Genomic DNA, 15,684 nt, shown 5'->3' with positions numbered 1-15,684 from the left:
CCCGAACCGTGCCGTGCCGTGACCGAGGCGGTACTCCGACCGGGCGGCGGCGGCATGTCGTCGGCACCGGCCGCGAGGGCCTCGGCCATGATGACCGCGTCGGCCGTGGCCCCCCTTCCCGCAGGAGTCCCCTGATGTCCCGTCGGCCCTCCCCCCTCCTCCGTACCCTCTCCGGCGGCGCCGCCGTGCTCGCCGTGCTGGCGTCCGCCACCGGCTGCGGCTCGGAGTCCGGCACCTCCGGTACGTCCTCGCCGTCCGGCGAGGTGACCGCCGCCTTCGTCGCCTGCCACGGCTCCGGTCAGCTGCTGGGCGCGGGTTCGACCGCGCAGGCGAACGCGATGGACGTCTGGAAGGCCGCGTTCAGCTCGGGCTGCCCGAGCATCACGGTCACCTACGGCGGTGGCGGCTCGGGTGCGGGCATCCAGCAGTTCAACCAGGGCAAGGTCGCCTTCGCCGGATCGGACGCCGCGCTCAAGCAGAGCGAGATCGACGCGTCCAAGCAGGTCTGCACGGGCGGCCAGGGCATCGACCTCCCGATGGTCGGCGGCCTGATCTCGGTCGTGTACAACATCGACGGGGTGGACCACCTGGTGCTGAACGGCCAGACCATCGCCAAGATCTTCAACTCCGAGATCACCAAGTGGAACGACCCGGCGATCACCGCGCTCAACCCCGGAGTCGCGCTGCCGGACGCCGACATCCAGTCCGTCCACCGCTCCGACGACTCGGGCACCACCGCCAACCTGACCGGCTACCTGGCGGTGGCCTCCAACGGCACCTGGCCGTACCCGGCGTCCAAGACCTGGGCGGGCAAGGGCGGGCAGTCCGCCAACGGCTCGGCCGGCGTGGCCGCCCAGGTCAAGCAGGTGAAGAACTCGATCGGCTACGTCGAGCTGTCCTTCGCGCAGACCAACGGCCTGAAGAGCGCCGCGATCGCCACCGGCGCGTCCAAGCCGGTCGACGCCACCGCCGCCAACGCGGCCACCACCATCGCCAAGGCCCAGCCCGCCGGGACGGGCAACGACCTGGCCCTCAACCTCAACTACGCCACCCAGGACGAGGGCGCGTACCCGCTGGTGCTGGTCACCTACGAGATCGTCTGCGACAAGGGCAACAAGGCCGCCACCCTGGACGCGCTCAAGTCCTTCCTCGCGTACACCAGCAGCGACTCCGCCCAGCAGGCCATCGGCTCGCAGGGGTACGTCCCGCTCCCCTCGGCGATCACCTCCCAGGTGAAGAACGTGATCCCCACCCTGTCCTGACGCCTCGGCGCCGTCAGCCGGCCAGCGAGAGCACCACGACCAGGGCGGCGACCAGGGCGAGCAGCAGCACCGCCCGCGGATTGCCGAGGTTGACCGTCCAGCCGATGCCGAAGCGCTTGGGGACGAGCATGGCCGGGTCCTGCCGGTTGACGTAGACGGTGCCGCCGGCCCGCCAGTGACGGTCGTCGTCGGCGTGGACCAGGCCGGTGTCCGGCTCGGCGGCCTCGTCCGGCCCGTCCGTCCCGTCGGCCGCGCCGCCCCGCAGCCGGGTGCCGCCCTGCCCGGTGCGGACGGCGACCACGGTGACCACCGCGAGCCCGAACACCACCGGCGCCAGCAGCGGCACGGGCGGGACGGTCCGGGCGCCGCTCCAGATCTTGAGCGCGGCCAGCAGCATCGACAGGTCGACGGAGGCGGCCATCACCAGCAGGGCTGCGCCGAGCCGGGCGACGTACCGGCGGTGGCGCGCCGCGCTGGTCGTCGGGCGGGCCGGGTCGAGGTCGGCCCGCCCGCGCTGGACGGCCCACACCACGGCCAGGATCAGGACGGTCAGGCCGAGTTGGCTGAGGACGGGCGTGAAGGCGGCGGCGAAGGACTTCTCCGCGAACCGGTCGACCGTGCCGTCCCCGCCGAAGTGCATCGGCAGGCGCTGCGGCATGGCGTCGTAGCGGACCGCGCCGATCACCGCCGTCGCCGCGGTCAGCAGGACCGGCGGCAGCGCCCACAGCCACGGGAAGGGCCGCGGTCCGGTCCGCAGCGAGGTGTCGGCCGCCACGCCCTGGCGCAGTCCGTCGTACCAGCCGCCGGCCCGCTTGGCCGCGAGGATCACCCGGCGGGCCCGGACGTAGCCGGCCAGGGTGACGGCGAGGGCGGCGAGCGCCGGGAGGAGGGCGGCCGCGACGGCCGCTCCCCCGTTGCGGTCGCCGACCGCGAGGGCCAGGGCGCAGCCGGCCACCAGGACGGCGGCGCCCCAGGCGGCCAGCCACCGCCGGTAGGACCGCAGCTGGTCGGCGATCACCGCCTCCTGTCGCCGCGCCGCCGGGATCCGGACGCCGAACTGCAGGTCCGGCGGGGTCAACGACGGCATCAGCCAGGACAGCACCAGCACGAACCCGGGGACGAGTGCCCCGGAAACCACCACCGCCACGTTCACTGCGGTTCCCCCTCGGTAGATGTGTGCGCCCGCTCGTCCCCGAACCCGTCCAGCGTCGCCCCGCAGGCCGCGAGGACGGCGGGGCCGTCCAGGCCCTGGGCCACCGCCTCGGCGAGCAGGGTGCGCAGCCGCGCTCCCCACTCCTCGGCGAAGCCGGGCTCGGGCGGACCGGTTCGGGCGTCGCGCCGGACCACCGCCCCGCTCTTGCGGTTGAGCAGCAGCAGTCCTTCGCGACGCAGCAGGTCGTAGGCCTTGTTGACGGTGTGGAAGTTGATGCCGAGGTCGCCCGCCAGCTGGCGGGTCGAGGGCAGCGGGCTGCCCTCGGCGAGCTCCCCGGCGGCGACGGCCGTCACCACCTGGTCCCGGATCTGCTGGTAGATCGGGGTCTCGCTGCTCAGATCAAGGTTCAGGATCACACCGACTCCGCCCATCGCTATCTGCTCTAGTACTTATAGAACAGATAGCGGGCGGACGGCAAGGCCGGTGGCACCCGGTGTCAGTCGGCCGCCGGACTCGGCGCCGGGTCGTGCGCGGCGGACCAGGCGGCGACCTGGGCGCGCGAGGTGAGGCCGAGCTTGCTCAGGATGTGGTCGACATGGGTCTCGGCGGTCCGGGTCGAGACCACCAGCCGGGCGGCGATCTCCTTGTTGGAGAGCCCCTCGGCGAGCAGCTCGGCGACCTGCCGCTCCCGGGGCGTCAGCGGCGACCGGGGGCCGGACGCCCGCGGTTCCGGCTTCGCCGCTCCCGGCGTCTCCAGGGCGTAGTCGAGCGCGCGCGGCGCGGTCATCCGCTCGCCCTGCCGGAAGGCGGTTTCGAAGCGCTCCCCACCGAGCGCCTCGCGGACCAGCGCCACGTGGTGCCGGTGGGCGGCCGCGACCGGGAGGAAGCCGTCCGGCGTGGCGCCCATCTGGCGCCACGCCGCGGCGACCGCCCCGAACAGCGTGGCGGCCCGCGCTCCGCGCCCCTGCCGGGCGCTCACCCAGGCGAGGGTCTCCAGGGTGAACCCGGCCCCGAGCTTGCTCTGCATCCGGCCGTGCACCGCCAGGGCCTCCTTGGCGGCGGCCTCCGCCCGGTCCAGGTCGTGGCCGAGCTCCAGGAAGGCGAGCGCCCACAGGGCCCAGGAGCGCCAGTACACCTCGCCCCGCCGGCCCGCCAGGGTCAGGCACTCCTCCAAGTGGGCGAGGCCGCGCGCCCGTTCGCCTCGGAGCCCCTCGGCCAGGCCGAGCATCGAGAGTGCGAACAGCTCGCCGCGCGGGCGGCCCTCCCGGAACGTGTCCAGCGCCTCGCCGAGCAGGACCGCCGCCCGGTCCAGGTCGCCGGAGAACAGTGCGGCCATCCCCCGCACCTGGGCGACGAAGGCGGCCCGGCCCCCGCCGCCGACCGCGTCGATCAGCTCCTCCGCCTCGGCCAGCAGCGGCAGCGCGGCCTTGGTGTCGCCCTGGAGCAGGGCGTACCAGGCGTTCAGGCACAGGGCCGAGACGCGTTCCCGGCTGGGCTCCGGGGAGGCGGCCAGGGCCCGGTCGAGCCAGTAGCGCGCCTCGGTGTTGATGCCGCGGATGCTCCAGTACTCGTCGATCTCGGTGGCCATCCGCAGGGCGACCACGGCCTCCTCCGGCCGGTCGAGGCAGAAGCGCAGCGCCTCCCGGAGGTTGGCGTGCTCGTGCTGCAGGCGCGCCAGCCAGGCCTCCTGCTCCGAGCCGATCCACTCCGCCTCGAACCGGGCGATCAGGTCCGCGTACCAGTCGCGGTGGCGGCGCCGGACCGCCGGGTCCTCACCGGCCGCGGCCAGCCGCTCCTGGCCGTACTCGCGGACCGTCTCCAGCATCCGGTAGCGGACGGCGCCGCCCTGCTCCTCCCGGATCAGGATCGACTTGTCGACCAGGGAGCGGACCAGGTCCGGGATCTCCTCGGCCGCCACCCCCTCACCGCCGCCGACCGCCTCGACGGCCTCCAGGTCGAACCCGCCGGAGAACACCGAGGCCCGAGCCCAGAGCAGTTGCTCGGGCCGGGAGCACAGGTCGTGGCTCCAGTCGATCAGCGCCCGCAGGGTCCGCTGCCGGGTCGGCGCGCTGCGCGGGCCGGTGGTGAGCAGACGGTAGCGCTCGGCGACCCGCTCCTCCAGCTGGCCGAGCGACAGCGCCCGCAGCCAGACCGCCGCCAGCTCGATCGCCAGCGGGATGCCGTCGAGTTCGCGGCACAGCCGGGCCAGCACCTGCGGGTCGGCGGCGCCCGGGTCGAAGCCGGGCAGCACCGCGCGGGCCCGCTCGGCGAACAGCACCACCGAGTCGTACCGGGCCAGCACCTCCGTGGAGAGTTCGCCGTCCGGATCGGGCACCGGCAGCGGGGGCACCAGCTGGATGCTCTCCCCGTAGACGCCGAGCGACTGCCGGCCGGTCGCCAGCACGGTCAGCCGGGGGCAGGAGCGCAGCAGGTCGGCGACGAACAGCGCGCACGGCTCGACCAGGTGCTCGCAGTTGTCGAGCACGAGCAGCGAGGTACGGGCAGCCAGGTGGTCGATGACCAGGTCGACCGGGTCGCCGGAGGTCTCGACGTGCAGGCCCAGCGCCTCCGCGGTGGTGTGGGCGAGCAGCGACGGGTCGCTCAGGTCCGCGAGTTCGATCAGCCACACGCCGTCCGGGAAGCTCCGGCGCGCGGCCTCGGCCACCCGCAGGGCCAGCCGGGTCTTGCCGACGCCGCCGGGGCCGGTGAGCGTCAGCAGGCGGGAGGACGCCAGCAGCCGCCTCGCCTCGGTGATCTCGCGCCGCCGTCCGACGAAGCTGGTGACATCGGTCGGCAGGTTGCCGACCCTTCCCCCACCGCTCCTTGCCGTCACCCAGGGTCACACCCTCCGTGGTCTGCGTGAACGACCCAATCCCGACATTCCGAGAATACGTAGTCGAATACGTATTTTCTCCGTCCCGATCCCGCGCCGCCGCTCACAGGGTGGAGTCATCGGCTGCTTCAGCAGAGTCGTCAAGATCGGGGACCTGCCATGTTCGTGCTCTACCGGGTGCGCCGGCTCGCGAGCCGCGTCGGGGGCGACTCCCGCGCGCTGCTCGGCGTCCGGAGCCTGGCGGGGCGGGTGCTGCTGGTCGAGTTGGCGATCGTGGTGCTGCTGGTGGGCGCGGCGTTGACCGCGATGGTGCTGCAGGCCCGCTCCAGCACGGTGAACGACGCCCGGCGGGTGACCCGGGGCGTCGCCGAGTCGTTCGCCCACGCGCCGGGGCTGGTCGAGGCGCTGGACGGCCCGAGCCCGTCGGCCGTCCTGCAGCCGCGCGCGGAGGCGGTGCGCCGGGCCACCGGCGTCGACTCCGTCGTGGTGATCACCCCGGCGTTCGTCCAGCTCACCTCACCGCACCCCGACTACGTCGGCCGGCCCTACCAGGCGCCGCCGAACGTGGTGCGGGACGTGGTGCCGCAGCTGTACGCGGGCCGCACCGTCACCTTCGACCTCCAGGAACCCAGGCCGCACTACCACTCGATCGCGACCGCGGTGCCGGTGTTCGGCCCGGACGGCGTGCCCAGGGCCGTCGTCGCGGTGAACATCACGGTCGGCCGGGTCAACTCGGTGGTCGGCGCGCAACTGCCGGTGCTGCTCGGCGGCGCGGCGGGCGCGGTGGCACTGGCCGCGGTGGCGACCGGGCTGGCCGGGCGGCGGCTGCGGCGGCAGACCCGGGGGCTGGGCCCGAGCGAGCTTGGCCGGATGTACGAGCACCACGACGCGGTGCTGCACGCGGTGCGGGAGGGGGTGGTGATCGTCGGGGGTGACGGGCGGGTGACGCTCGCCAACGACGAGGCGCGGCGGCTGCTCGACCTGCCGGCGGACGCCGAACGACGGCAGGTGGCCGAGCTGGGGCTGGACGCCGGGACCGCGGATTTGCTGTCCTCGCCGGAGGAGGTGACGGACGGGATCCATCCGGCGGGCGACCGGCTGCTGGCGGTGAACAAGCGTCCCACCGCTCCGTTCGGCGGGCCGCCCGGCAGCGTGGTGACCCTGCGCGACTCCACCGAGCTGCACGAGCTGACCAGCCGGGTCGAGGCCGCCGGACGGCGCCGGCAGCTGCTGTACCAGGCGGGTCTGCGGATCGGCGGCACCCTGGAGGTGACCCGTACCTGCGAGGAGCTGGCCGACGTCGCCGTCGAGGGCCGCTTCGCCGACACCGTCACCGTCGACCTGCTCGAGTCCGTCGCCCGCGGCGAGGAACCCGCGACGGGCGGACGGCAGCTGCGCCGCACCGCCCTGCGCGAAGCACCTGGAGCACCTGGAGCACCTGGAGGACGCGCGGAGCCGAGCACGGCGGTCACGCTCGCCGAGCACTCCCCGCAGGCGCGCAGCCTCGACAGCGGCCGCGCCGTGCTCGTCCGCAGCACCGGGCCAGCCCCCGCCGGGCCGGACCCGGCGGACGCCGGCCCGTACACGGTGATCGTGGCCCCGCTGCGGGCCGGCGGCGGGGTGCTCGGCCTGGTCGAGTTCCGCCGCAGGCCGGGCACCACCCCGTTCGACGCCGACGACCTGCTGCTCGCCGAGGAGCTCGCCGCCCGGGCCGCCGTGTCCGTCGACAACGCCCGCCGCTACACCCGCGAACACCAGGCCGCCGCCGCCCTCCAGCACAGCCTGCTCCCGCGCACCGTGCCCCGGCGCACCGCCCTCGAGGTGGCCCACCGCTACCTGCCGGCCGGCGCCGGGGTCGGCGGCGACTGGTTCGACGTCGTCCCGCTGCCCGGATTCCGCACCGCCCTGGTGGTCGGCGACGTCGTCGGCCACGGCATCAACGCCGCCGTCGCCATGGGCCGGCTGCGCACCGCCATCCGCACCTTCTCCGCCCTCGACCTGCCGCCGGACGAGGTCCTCGGACGCCTCGACGAACTCGTCGCCCAGGCCGACGAGGAGTGCGGCGCCCTCGAGATCACCGGATCCACCTGCGCCTACGCCGTCTACGACCCGGTCACCGGAATCTGCAGCATCGCCCGCGCCGGCCACCTCGGCCCCGCCCTGGTCCACCCCGACGGCACCGCCGAGTACCCGGACGCCGCCCTCGCACCGCCGCTCGGGACCGGCGGCGGCCACCCGTACGAGACCACCGACCTGAAACTCGCCGAGGGCTCCCGCCTGGTGCTGTTCACCGACGGCCTGGTCGAGACCCGCGACCACGACATCGACCACGGTCTGGAGCGCCTGCGCGCCGCCCTGGCCGACGACGGGACCCGCACCCCGGACGCGACCTGCGAGGCCGCCACCTCGGCCATGCGCGCGCCGAATCCCACCGACGACGCGGCGCTGCTGGTCGCCCGCACCGGCCGGCTGGCTCCCGAGCAGGTCGCCGAGTGGGACGTCCCGGCGGACCCGTCCGCCGTCTCACCCGTGCGCACCGCCTGCGCCCGGCGCCTCGCCGAATGGGGCCTCGACGAACTCGGCTTCGCCACCGAACTGATCCTCAGCGAACTCGTCACCAACGCCATCCGCTACGGCACCGCCCCCGTCAAGGTCCGCCTCATCCGCGACACCGGCCTGGTCTGCGAGGTCTCCGACGGCAGCAGCACCGCACCCCACCTGCGCTGGGCCGCCACCACCGACGAGGGCGGCCGCGGCCTCTTCCTCGTCGCCCAACTCGCCCACCGCTGGGGTACCCGCTACACCGCCGCCGGCAAGGTCATCTGGTGCGAGCAGCCCCTTCCCGACCGACCCGACTGAGCCGCCACCCCCCTCGGTGCGTGACTCGCGGCCGGGCGTCCGGTCAGAGCCCGCTCGGGAAGTTGTAGCTCGACGGCACCGTGACGGAGGCGTTCTCGGCCGCCGTGCCGTACACCAGGGCGATCTCGTCGTGCGCGTTGAGGAGGATCGCCGCCGGGTTGCCGCTGACCGCCTTGCCGTTGACGTACGCCGTCAGCGTGTGGGTGTCGTCCGTCTTCAGTCCGCCCAGGTGGTCGGCGGAGGCGGAGACCTGCCACTGGGTCAGGAACTGGCCCATGCTGAAGTCGGCCTGCTTGGGCGACTCGATGTGGATGATGCCGGTCTCGTCGTGGGTGTGCAGCGGGCTGACCAGCTGCTGGACCTCGTCGATGCCGATCAGCGCCGGCACCGTCACCGGCTTGCCGTCCGCGATGACGTCCAGGTGGGCGTGGATGTGCAGGGCGGTGCCCTCCGCGCCGAGCATCGGCAGCCCGGCAGCCTTCACCGCGGCCGTCGGATCGCTCGGCACCGGCCACGGCGGCGGCGTGGTGCGGCCCTCGGCCGTGAGGCGCGGCTGGGACGGGATCCCGCTCGCCGTGCCGGACGACCCCTGGTTGTTCACGATCACGGTCGCGATCCCGCCGATCGCCGCCAGGATCACGAGGCCGATCGCCCCGCGGGTCAGCAGCTTCCGGCGCTTCTCGCGGCGAGCCTCCTCCGCACGGAGTGCGGCGGAGTGGGCCCGGCGATTCCCCGGCTTCGGCTTCTCGGCTGGCATCGCTTCCGCCTCCTCGACGATCCGGCGGGACGGCGTCGGCGCAGCCCGGCGTCGCCTGCGCCACAGCTCCCAGCCTGGCAGAGCCCCTGCCGATCGGCTCGCCGAGCGATCACCCCCAGGGCCGACCGCGCCGCACCCCGGCCTGGTCCGAACGGGACGGTCTACAAGCGGAGCACGACCAGGGCGGCGTCGTCGGTGGCGCCGGCGGCGGGCAGCAGGTCGAGCAGGAGGGCGTCGGCCAGCGGCTCCGGTGCGAGGCGGCGGTGGGCGGCGAGGGAGCGGGCGAGGCGGGCGAGGCCGACGTCGATGTCCTCGTGGCGGCGTTCGATCAGCCCGTCGGTGTAGAGCACGAGGGTGTCCCCGCTCGCGAAGGTCTGCCGGTCCTGCGGGCGGGCCACGTGCTCGGGGCGGGCGCCCAGCGGCGGGTCGGTGGCGCCGTCGAGGAACACCACCTCGCCCCCGGCGCGCACCACGGCGGGCGGCAGGTGGCCGGCGCTGCTGTACGTCAGCGTGTGGGTGGTCCAGTCGATGTGCACGGAGACCGCGGTGGTCGACTCGGCGCCCTCGACGGAGCGGGAGTAGAGGCCGACCACCTCCAGGGCCTGGGCGGGTCCGGCCGAGACCCGGGAGGCGGCGCTGAGCGCGCTGCGCAGCTGGCCCATCACCCCGGCGGCGGCCAGTCCGTGCCCGACCACGTCGCCGACGGCCACCGCCATGCGCTCGCCGGGGAGTTCGACGAGGTCGTACCAGTCGCCGCAGACGTTCAGCGCGCCGACCGCGGGCTGGTAGCGGACCGCGGCCTGGTGGTGGAGCAGGTTCGGCGCCGGCAGCATGGCGTCCTGGAGTGCGAGGGCGACCTCGCGTTCCCGGGCGTGGGCCTCGCGCAGCCGCTCGTTGACCTCCTGGAGTTCCCGGGAGCGGGTGTAGAGCTCCGCCTCCAGGACGCGGGACCTGGTCCCGGCCGCCCGGCGGCGGGCGCGGATCAGCTCGGTGACCTCCTCGACCCGGTGCACCATCAGGACGACCCGGCCGTCGACGTCCAGGACCGGGGCGTTGATCGGGCTCCAGTACCGTTCCTCCCACTCGCCGGGCCGTTCGGGGGACTCCACGTCGTAGCGCTGCAGCGCCATGGTGTCCCGCTCGCCGCTCGCCAGCACCCGGCGCAGGGAGGCCTCCAGGTTCCTGGACCCGGTGGCGGTGGGATCGTTGGGGTTGTCCGGGAAGACGTCGAAGAGGTAGCGGCCGATCAACTCCTCGCGCCTGCGCCCGGACTGGCGCAGGAAGTCCGCGTTCGCGTCCGTGTACACCAGCTCCGGCGTCAGCAGCGCCACCATGCCCGGCAGCGCGTGGAAGACCGCCCGGTAGTCGATCGCCGCTTCGCTCACGCTCACGTCCTCGTCCTCTGCCGCCTGCGCTCACCATACGAGCGGCGGGCCGCGCAGCGCGGAACCGATGGCCCGCTGTCACGCTCCCGGCCCATCGGCGGCCGGCGGACGGCGTCGCGTGGTCAGCCGGCCACGGCTGCGGCGTCGCGCACGGCGTCGGCGACGGCGCGGAAGTCCTTCTTGAGGATCGCGTCGTGGTTGCTGGCGACCTTCGCGCTGATCTCGATGTGCGGGTTGCGGGCGGCCACCGCGCCGAGGCTCGCCCGGATCACCTCCTGTTCGTCGCCGCGGCTGCCCAGGGACGCCCCTGACGCGACCACGTACCGCGTCGGGACGGTGATGGCGTCCAGTACGGGGCCGAGTGCCCGCTCGCGGGCGACCTTGCCGAGTTCGATGTTGCACTCGGCCATCTGCTCGGCGTTCATCCGCGGGGTCAGGCCGGTCGGGCGCAGCAGGGGCAGCAGCCAGCTCCACTGGCGGAACTGCTTGCGGATCCGCTGTTCCATGGCGTCGTCGAGCCAGTCGTGCGGTTGTGCGCCCTCGACCAGGACGGCACCGAGGGCGCGGTCGGGGTTGCGGCTCGCCCAGTGGGCGGCGACGAACGCGCCGTAGGACCAGCCCACCACGAGGGCCCGGTCCACGCCCCGGGCGGCGAGGACGGCGTCGACGTCACGGACGGCGGCCTCGAAGGAGTAGTCGGCAGAGGTCTTCGACTTCCGGCCGCGGGCCCGCTCGTCGTAGGTGATGTGTCGCCAGTCGGTGGTGCCCAGGTCGGTGATGACCCGTTGCCAGTAACCCTGGGTGGCGAACTGGCCGTTGAGGTAGACCACCGGGATGCCGGGGCCGCCGGTGTCGGTGACGGCCAGGGCGGTGTCGTCGACCGGCACCATGCCGGTCCACGCCGAGGTGGTCGAGGCTGTGGGGTTCTTCGTCATGGCGTTCTCCGTGATGGTGTCGGGTGTGCGGGCGGCCGGCCGGGCCGCGTGCTCGTGGGCGGCCCGGCCGCGCGGGTTCGCTGCCGGGTCAGAGGCTGCGGGCGGTGATGTCGCCGTGGGTGGTGGTGGCGCGGATGTCGAGGGTGACGGTGCCGTCGTTGCGCAGGGCGTTGCCGATCCGGCCGTAACCGGTGTGGGCGTCGAGCTTGGCCGAGACGCCCGCGGCGGCGCCGACGGTGATGTCGCCGGACTGGGTGGTGAGGTGGACGGTGCCACCGAGGGCCTCGGTGATCCGGATGTCGCCCCGGGTGGTGCTGATCTCGGCCGGGCCGCCCAGTCGGCCGATCTCGACGTCGCCGTCGACGGCGGTGAGGCGGACGCTCGCCGCCTCGTCGATCTTGGTCTGGCGGTAGGCGCCGTCGAAGGCCACGTCGCCGAGGCGGCCGACGCCGCGCAGCTCGCAGCTCCCGGTCGTGGCCTCGACGTGCGAGCCGGCGGGCAGCTTGACGGTGACCTCGACGGATCCGGAGGGGCCGAGGAGCCGGTTCTCGGCCCCGGCGGTCCGGATCTGCAGGACGCCGTCCGTCAGCTCGACGGTGGTCTGCTCGGCGGTGCGGACGTCGCGGTTCTTCCCGGGGTCGGCCGGCCGCACCTCGACCGTGGTGTCGGCGCGGTCGGCGGCGATGAGCTGGACGCGGCCGGCGGGGATGTCCAGGACGGCGGTGATCGGGGCGGTGGTGAGGAACTTCTGCATGGTGTTCTCCGGTGCTCGCTGGCGTTTTCCGATGAGTGAAACGCTACGTTGCTTTCCACAACTCGACAACATGCCTGTTGCCGAAGAACATTGAAAATGCAGGTCAATGAGGGGATTTCGTTGCAACGCCCTGTCAGATAACGCAACGTCAGTCGCCGACACCATTGCAATGGACTGTGAGTGAACGCTATGGTGGGGGCGCCACGCACCGACCCAGGAGGAGACCGCGATGCCGGGAGGCAGGCTCACCCAGCAGGAACGCCGCCAGATCGCGCTGGGGCTGGCCGACAGCCTCCCCTACGCCGAGATCGCCCGCCGGCTCGAACGCCCGACCTCGACGATCACGCGCGAGGTGATGCGCAACGGCGGCCCCACCGCCTACCGCGCCGACCTGGCCCACCGCGCCACCGAGCAGCGTGCCCACCGGCGCCAGGCCTCCACCGCCCGGGGTCCGCAGCCGGCCCCGCAGCCCCACGGCCGGGATGCCGAGGCGGTGGCCGCGTACCAGGAGACGCTCACCACCGTCCTCATGGTCTCGGGCGTGCCGAGGATGCCGGCCCGGGTCATGGCCTGCCTCTACACCACCGACGCGGGCAGCCTCACCGCGGCCGAGCTGGCCCGGCGCCTCGCGGTCAGCCCGGCGTCCGTCTCCAAGGCGATCGCCTTCCTCGACGGACTGGCACTGATCCGCCGGGAGCGCGACGAACGCCGCCGCGAGCGCTACATCGTCGACGACGACCTCTGGTACCAGTCGATGATCCGCAGCGCCCGGGACAACGCCACGTTCGTCGAGGCCGCCCGCCAGGGCGTCGGCGTCCTCGGGGCCGGCACCCCGGCCGCCACCCGCCTGGAGAACGTCGCCCGCTTCCTCGACTTCGTCACCGAGAGCATCACCCGCGCCGCCGAACAGGCCCGCGAGATCCTGTACTCCAGGCCGGAAGCGGCCTCCGGCACCACCGGACCCGACCCGGACCACCGATAGGCGGACGGACTTCTACTGCGCTGCGGCGAAGGCCCGCCGGTAGGAGCGGGGAGGCACCCCCCGGCGCCGCACGAAGTGCTCCCGCAGCACCGCCGCGCTCCCGTACCCGACCCGGCAGGCGATCTCCTCGACCGGCAGGTCGGTGGTCTCCAGCAGCTCTTCCGCCCTGCTCAGCCGCAGCTCCCGCAGCCAGGCGTGCGGGGTGGTGCCGGTCGCGGCGGTGAAGCGGCGGGCGAAGGACCGCCGGCTCATCACGGCCCGGCGGGCCAGTTCGGTGACCGGCAGCGGTTGGTGGAGGTTCTCGCGGGCCCAGCCGAGCACCTCGGCGAGGCGCTCGTCCCGGCCGTCCTCGGGAACGGGCGCGGCCAGGTACTGGGCCTGCCCGCCGTCCCGGTGGGAGGGCAGCACCACGTCCCGCGCGACGGCGTTGGCGAACGCGGCACCGTACTCGCGCCGCAGCAGGTGCAGGCACAGGTCGAAGCCGGCGGCCGCACCGGCGCCGGTCACCACACTCCCCTCGTCGACGTAGAGCGCGTCCGCGTCCACGGCCACCTCAGGGTGGCGTTCGGCGAGCAGGGCGGCGAACCGCCAGTGGGTGGTCGCCCGCCGCCCGTCCAGCAGACCCGCGGCGGCGAGCGCGAACGTGCCCACGCAGTGCGCCGCGACCACCGCGCCGCGCTCGTGCGCCGCCCGTAGGGCCGCCAGCACGGCGGGCGAGGGCGGGGTGCGGAACCCGGCCCCGGGCAGGGCGATCACCAGGTCGGCCCCGGCCAGCCGGTCCAGCCCGTACGCGATCGACAGCGGCACACCGCAGTCCGAGGGCACCGGTCCGGGGCGGTCGGCGCACAGCGCGAAGTCGAAGCCCGGCAGCTCCGCCCCGTGCGGGCCGAACACCTCGGCGACGATCCCGGCGGCGAGCAGCCCGACACCGGGAGGGGCGTACGCGGCGACGGTCGTGAAGGGCGGCACGGCGGCAGTCTGGCACAGCAGATGACGCCGTGGCACAAATCCTGCGATCAACGGCATCCGTGCCACTCGTCCGCCGCTCCCCCGCCCGGAAGGATCGAAGCCATGACAGACGCACCGCTCGGCCGCAGCGCCGTGTACCAGGTCCTGACCACCGGCTACGTGGGCTCCACCGGCCCCGGGGTCGCCGCCACCGTCTCCTACGTGTCCGACGCCGGCCGGCACGTGATCTTCGACCCGGGCATGGTCGCGAGCCCCGACGACATCCTCGCCCCGCTCGCCGAACTCGGCCTCACCGCCGAGGACATCACCGACGTTGTGCTCAGCCACCACCACCCGGACAACACCATGAACGTCGGCCTCTTCCCCCGCGCCCGGGTGCACGACCACAAGGTCGAGTACCGGGGCGACCAGTGGACCAACCGCGACGCGGAGGGCCACCACCTCACCCCCTCGCTGCGCCTGATCCGCACCCCCGGTCACAGCCCCGAGGACATCACCCTGCTGGCCGGCACCGACACCGGCGTGGTCGCCTTCGCCGGCGACCTGTGGTGGCACGCGAACGGTCCGGCGGACGACCCGGTCGCACCCGACCGCGACCTGCTGCGCAGCTCCCGGCTGCGGGTGCTGGCCGCGGCCGACCTGGTCGTCCCCGGCCACGGCGCCCCCTTCCGCCCCGACGACACCACCCCGCGGTAGCCCCTCTGCGCGCGCTGATCCGACGTGATCCGGGCGAGAGGACCTAGGCTCGTGACCGGTCGCCATCGCCGGGAGCACGCGAGCACGGGAGCACGGGAGGACGGGACGGTTCGGGTCAGGCGCGAGGTCGTCATCGGGTCCATGACGTTCTGGCTGCGTCCCGCGTTCACGCTGCGCGTGGCCAAGCGGTTCCAGCAGATCGTCGGGTTCGACCGTGCCATGGCACTCGCCTCCGGAGCGCTGGCGGCGCTGCTGCCGCTGGCGATCCTGTGCGGGTCGGTCCTGTCCGGACTCGGCCGGGGCGACGTCGCGGACCACGTGGTCGAGCGCTACGGCCTGACCGGCGGCGGGGCCGACTCGGTGAAGGAGGTCCTGGCGCCGCCCACGGGCACGGACGTGGGGGTGGACGTCCTCGGGGCGGTGTTCCTGGCGATCTCGCTGCTGAGCTTCAGCCGGGCGGTGCAGCGCATGTTCGAGCAGACCTGGGAGCTCCGACCGCTCAGCGTGCGCAACACCCTGAACGGCCTGCGGTGGATCCTCGGCCTGGCGGCCTACCTGATCGCCACCGCCTGGCTGCACACCGCCCTCGACAGCGGACGCTACGACCTGGTGGCGGTGGCGGCGGTGGCGCCGCTGACCACGGCCTTCCTGGTCTGGGGCGGATGGGTGCTGTCCGCCCGGCGGATCGCCCCGGCCGACCTGGTCCCCTTCGGCGCCATCGCGGCCGTGCTGACCGCGGCCTACTCGGTCGGCGTGGCCGTGTACCTCCCGCGCGCGCTCAGCTCCTACGCGAACCGGTACGGCTCGGTGGGCGCGGTCTTCGCGACCCTGTCGACCCTGTTCGGCGCCATGGTCGTCATCGTCGGCGCGGCGGCGGTCGGACGGGAGGTGGGCGACGAACTCGGCCGGATCCGCCGCGGTGAACGGCCTCCCGACGACGAGGTCCGCCGGGAGTGGCAGGAACTCGTCGACGAGGTCCGCTCCCGGTGGCGGACCTCCGCCCGCGGCCGCTCCCGCGGGACCGGCCGCGGGCCGACGGACGAGCAAGGCCCGACGGACGCCCAAGGCACAGCGGACGAGCGGTGACCCACCGCCGGCG

The 15,684-nt window shown here is 74.1% G+C and carries 13 protein-coding genes; 5 read left to right on the top strand and 8 right to left on the bottom strand.

From position 1 onward, the window contains the following. The first annotated feature begins 134 nt into the window (after positions 1 to 134). On the top strand, positions 135 to 1,262 hold the full coding sequence (gene pstS, locus FHR36_RS10550; RefSeq protein WP_253795922.1) for a phosphate ABC transporter substrate-binding protein PstS: 1,128 nt from the start codon (positions 135 to 137) through the stop codon (positions 1,260 to 1,262). A 13-nt stretch (positions 1,263 to 1,275) separates the two neighbouring features. Here pstS and FHR36_RS10545 read toward each other — a convergent pair whose 3' ends face one another. From FHR36_RS10545 to FHR36_RS10535, 3 genes are all read right to left on the bottom strand, one after another. Beyond that, positions 1,276 to 2,409: a DUF1648 domain-containing protein gene (locus FHR36_RS10545; protein WP_253795920.1), complete on the bottom strand. Its 1,134-nt coding sequence runs from the start codon at positions 2,407 to 2,409 to the stop codon at positions 1,276 to 1,278. A 2-nt stretch (positions 2,410 to 2,411) separates the two neighbouring features. After that, positions 2,412 to 2,831, bottom strand: coding sequence for a GntR family transcriptional regulator (locus FHR36_RS10540; RefSeq protein ID WP_253795917.1), 420 nt, complete (start codon positions 2,829 to 2,831; stop codon positions 2,412 to 2,414). Between the two features lie 80 nt (positions 2,832 to 2,911). Continuing rightward, entirely contained in the window at positions 2,912 to 5,248 is a 2,337-nt protein-coding gene (locus FHR36_RS10535; RefSeq protein WP_253795915.1) for an ATP-binding protein, read from the bottom strand. Between the two features lie 159 nt (positions 5,249 to 5,407). Here FHR36_RS10535 and FHR36_RS10530 point away from each other — a divergent pair, with 159 nt between their 5' ends. Then, on the top strand, positions 5,408 to 8,107 hold the full coding sequence (locus FHR36_RS10530) for a SpoIIE family protein phosphatase (RefSeq protein ID WP_253795913.1): 2,700 nt from the start codon (positions 5,408 to 5,410) through the stop codon (positions 8,105 to 8,107). Between the two features lie 43 nt (positions 8,108 to 8,150). Here FHR36_RS10530 and FHR36_RS10525 read toward each other — a convergent pair whose 3' ends face one another. The 4 genes from FHR36_RS10525 to FHR36_RS10510 form a co-directional block, all read right to left on the bottom strand. Next, positions 8,151 to 8,864: a hypothetical protein gene (locus FHR36_RS10525; RefSeq protein ID WP_253795911.1), complete on the bottom strand. Its 714-nt coding sequence runs from the start codon at positions 8,862 to 8,864 to the stop codon at positions 8,151 to 8,153. Positions 8,865 to 9,025: 161 nt separating this feature from the next. Further along, positions 9,026 to 10,249 carry a PP2C family protein-serine/threonine phosphatase gene (locus tag FHR36_RS10520; RefSeq protein WP_253796736.1) on the bottom strand — a complete coding sequence of 408 codons (1,224 nt, stop codon included), beginning with the start codon at positions 10,247 to 10,249 and terminating at the stop codon, positions 9,026 to 9,028. Between the two features lie 122 nt (positions 10,250 to 10,371). Beyond that, positions 10,372 to 11,184, bottom strand: a complete 813-nt coding sequence (locus FHR36_RS10515; protein WP_253795909.1) for an alpha/beta fold hydrolase — start codon at positions 11,182 to 11,184, stop codon at positions 10,372 to 10,374. A gap of 88 nt (positions 11,185 to 11,272) precedes the next feature. Next, entirely contained in the window at positions 11,273 to 11,938 is a 666-nt protein-coding gene (locus FHR36_RS10510; protein ID WP_253795907.1) for a DUF4097 family beta strand repeat-containing protein, read from the bottom strand. A 229-nt stretch (positions 11,939 to 12,167) separates the two neighbouring features. Between FHR36_RS10510 and FHR36_RS40270 the strand changes: the two genes are divergently transcribed. After that, positions 12,168 to 12,920 (top strand): helix-turn-helix domain-containing protein, encoded by a 753-nt coding sequence (locus tag FHR36_RS40270; protein WP_407660812.1) that lies wholly within the window; start codon positions 12,168 to 12,170, stop codon positions 12,918 to 12,920. Positions 12,921 to 12,932: 12 nt separating this feature from the next. Here FHR36_RS40270 and FHR36_RS10495 read toward each other — a convergent pair whose 3' ends face one another. Further along, entirely contained in the window at positions 12,933 to 13,889 is a 957-nt protein-coding gene (locus tag FHR36_RS10495; protein WP_253795906.1) for a GlxA family transcriptional regulator, read from the bottom strand. 102 nt (positions 13,890 to 13,991) lie between these two features. Between FHR36_RS10495 and FHR36_RS10490 the strand changes: the two genes are divergently transcribed. After that, positions 13,992 to 14,585, top strand: a complete 594-nt coding sequence (locus FHR36_RS10490; RefSeq protein ID WP_253795905.1) for an MBL fold metallo-hydrolase — start codon at positions 13,992 to 13,994, stop codon at positions 14,583 to 14,585. Between the two features lie 141 nt (positions 14,586 to 14,726). Continuing rightward, positions 14,727 to 15,671 carry a YhjD/YihY/BrkB family envelope integrity protein gene (locus tag FHR36_RS10485; RefSeq protein WP_253795904.1) on the top strand — a complete coding sequence of 315 codons (945 nt, stop codon included), beginning with the start codon at positions 14,727 to 14,729 and terminating at the stop codon, positions 15,669 to 15,671. Positions 15,672 to 15,684: the final 13 nt, after the last annotated feature.

Source organism: Kitasatospora cinereorecta (assembly GCF_024172095.1).
Taxonomy (GTDB): Bacteria; Actinomycetota; Actinomycetes; order Streptomycetales; family Streptomycetaceae; genus Kitasatospora; species Kitasatospora cinereorecta.
This window is presented reverse-complemented; position numbering and strand designations above follow the sequence as displayed.

What these genes read in the sequence shown, in the direction of transcription:
- pstS (WP_253795922.1), top strand. Translation starts at nt 135, where the DNA reads ATGTCCCGTCGGCCCTCCCCCCTCCTCCGTACCCTCTCCGGCGGCGCC.
- FHR36_RS10530 (WP_253795913.1), top strand. Translation starts at nt 5,408, where the DNA reads ATGTTCGTGCTCTACCGGGTGCGCCGGCTCGCGAGCCGCGTCGGGGGC.
- FHR36_RS10525 (WP_253795911.1), bottom strand. Translation starts at nt 8,864, where the DNA reads ATGCCAGCCGAGAAGCCGAAGCCGGGGAATCGCCGGGCCCACTCCGCC.
- FHR36_RS10515 (WP_253795909.1), bottom strand. Translation starts at nt 11,184, where the DNA reads ATGACGAAGAACCCCACAGCCTCGACCACCTCGGCGTGGACCGGCATG.
- FHR36_RS10510 (WP_253795907.1), bottom strand. Translation starts at nt 11,938, where the DNA reads ATGCAGAAGTTCCTCACCACCGCCCCGATCACCGCCGTCCTGGACATC.
- FHR36_RS40270 (WP_407660812.1), top strand. Translation starts at nt 12,168, where the DNA reads ATGCCGGGAGGCAGGCTCACCCAGCAGGAACGCCGCCAGATCGCGCTG.
- FHR36_RS10490 (WP_253795905.1), top strand. Translation starts at nt 13,992, where the DNA reads ATGACAGACGCACCGCTCGGCCGCAGCGCCGTGTACCAGGTCCTGACC.
- FHR36_RS10485 (WP_253795904.1), top strand. Translation starts at nt 14,727, where the DNA reads ATGACGTTCTGGCTGCGTCCCGCGTTCACGCTGCGCGTGGCCAAGCGG.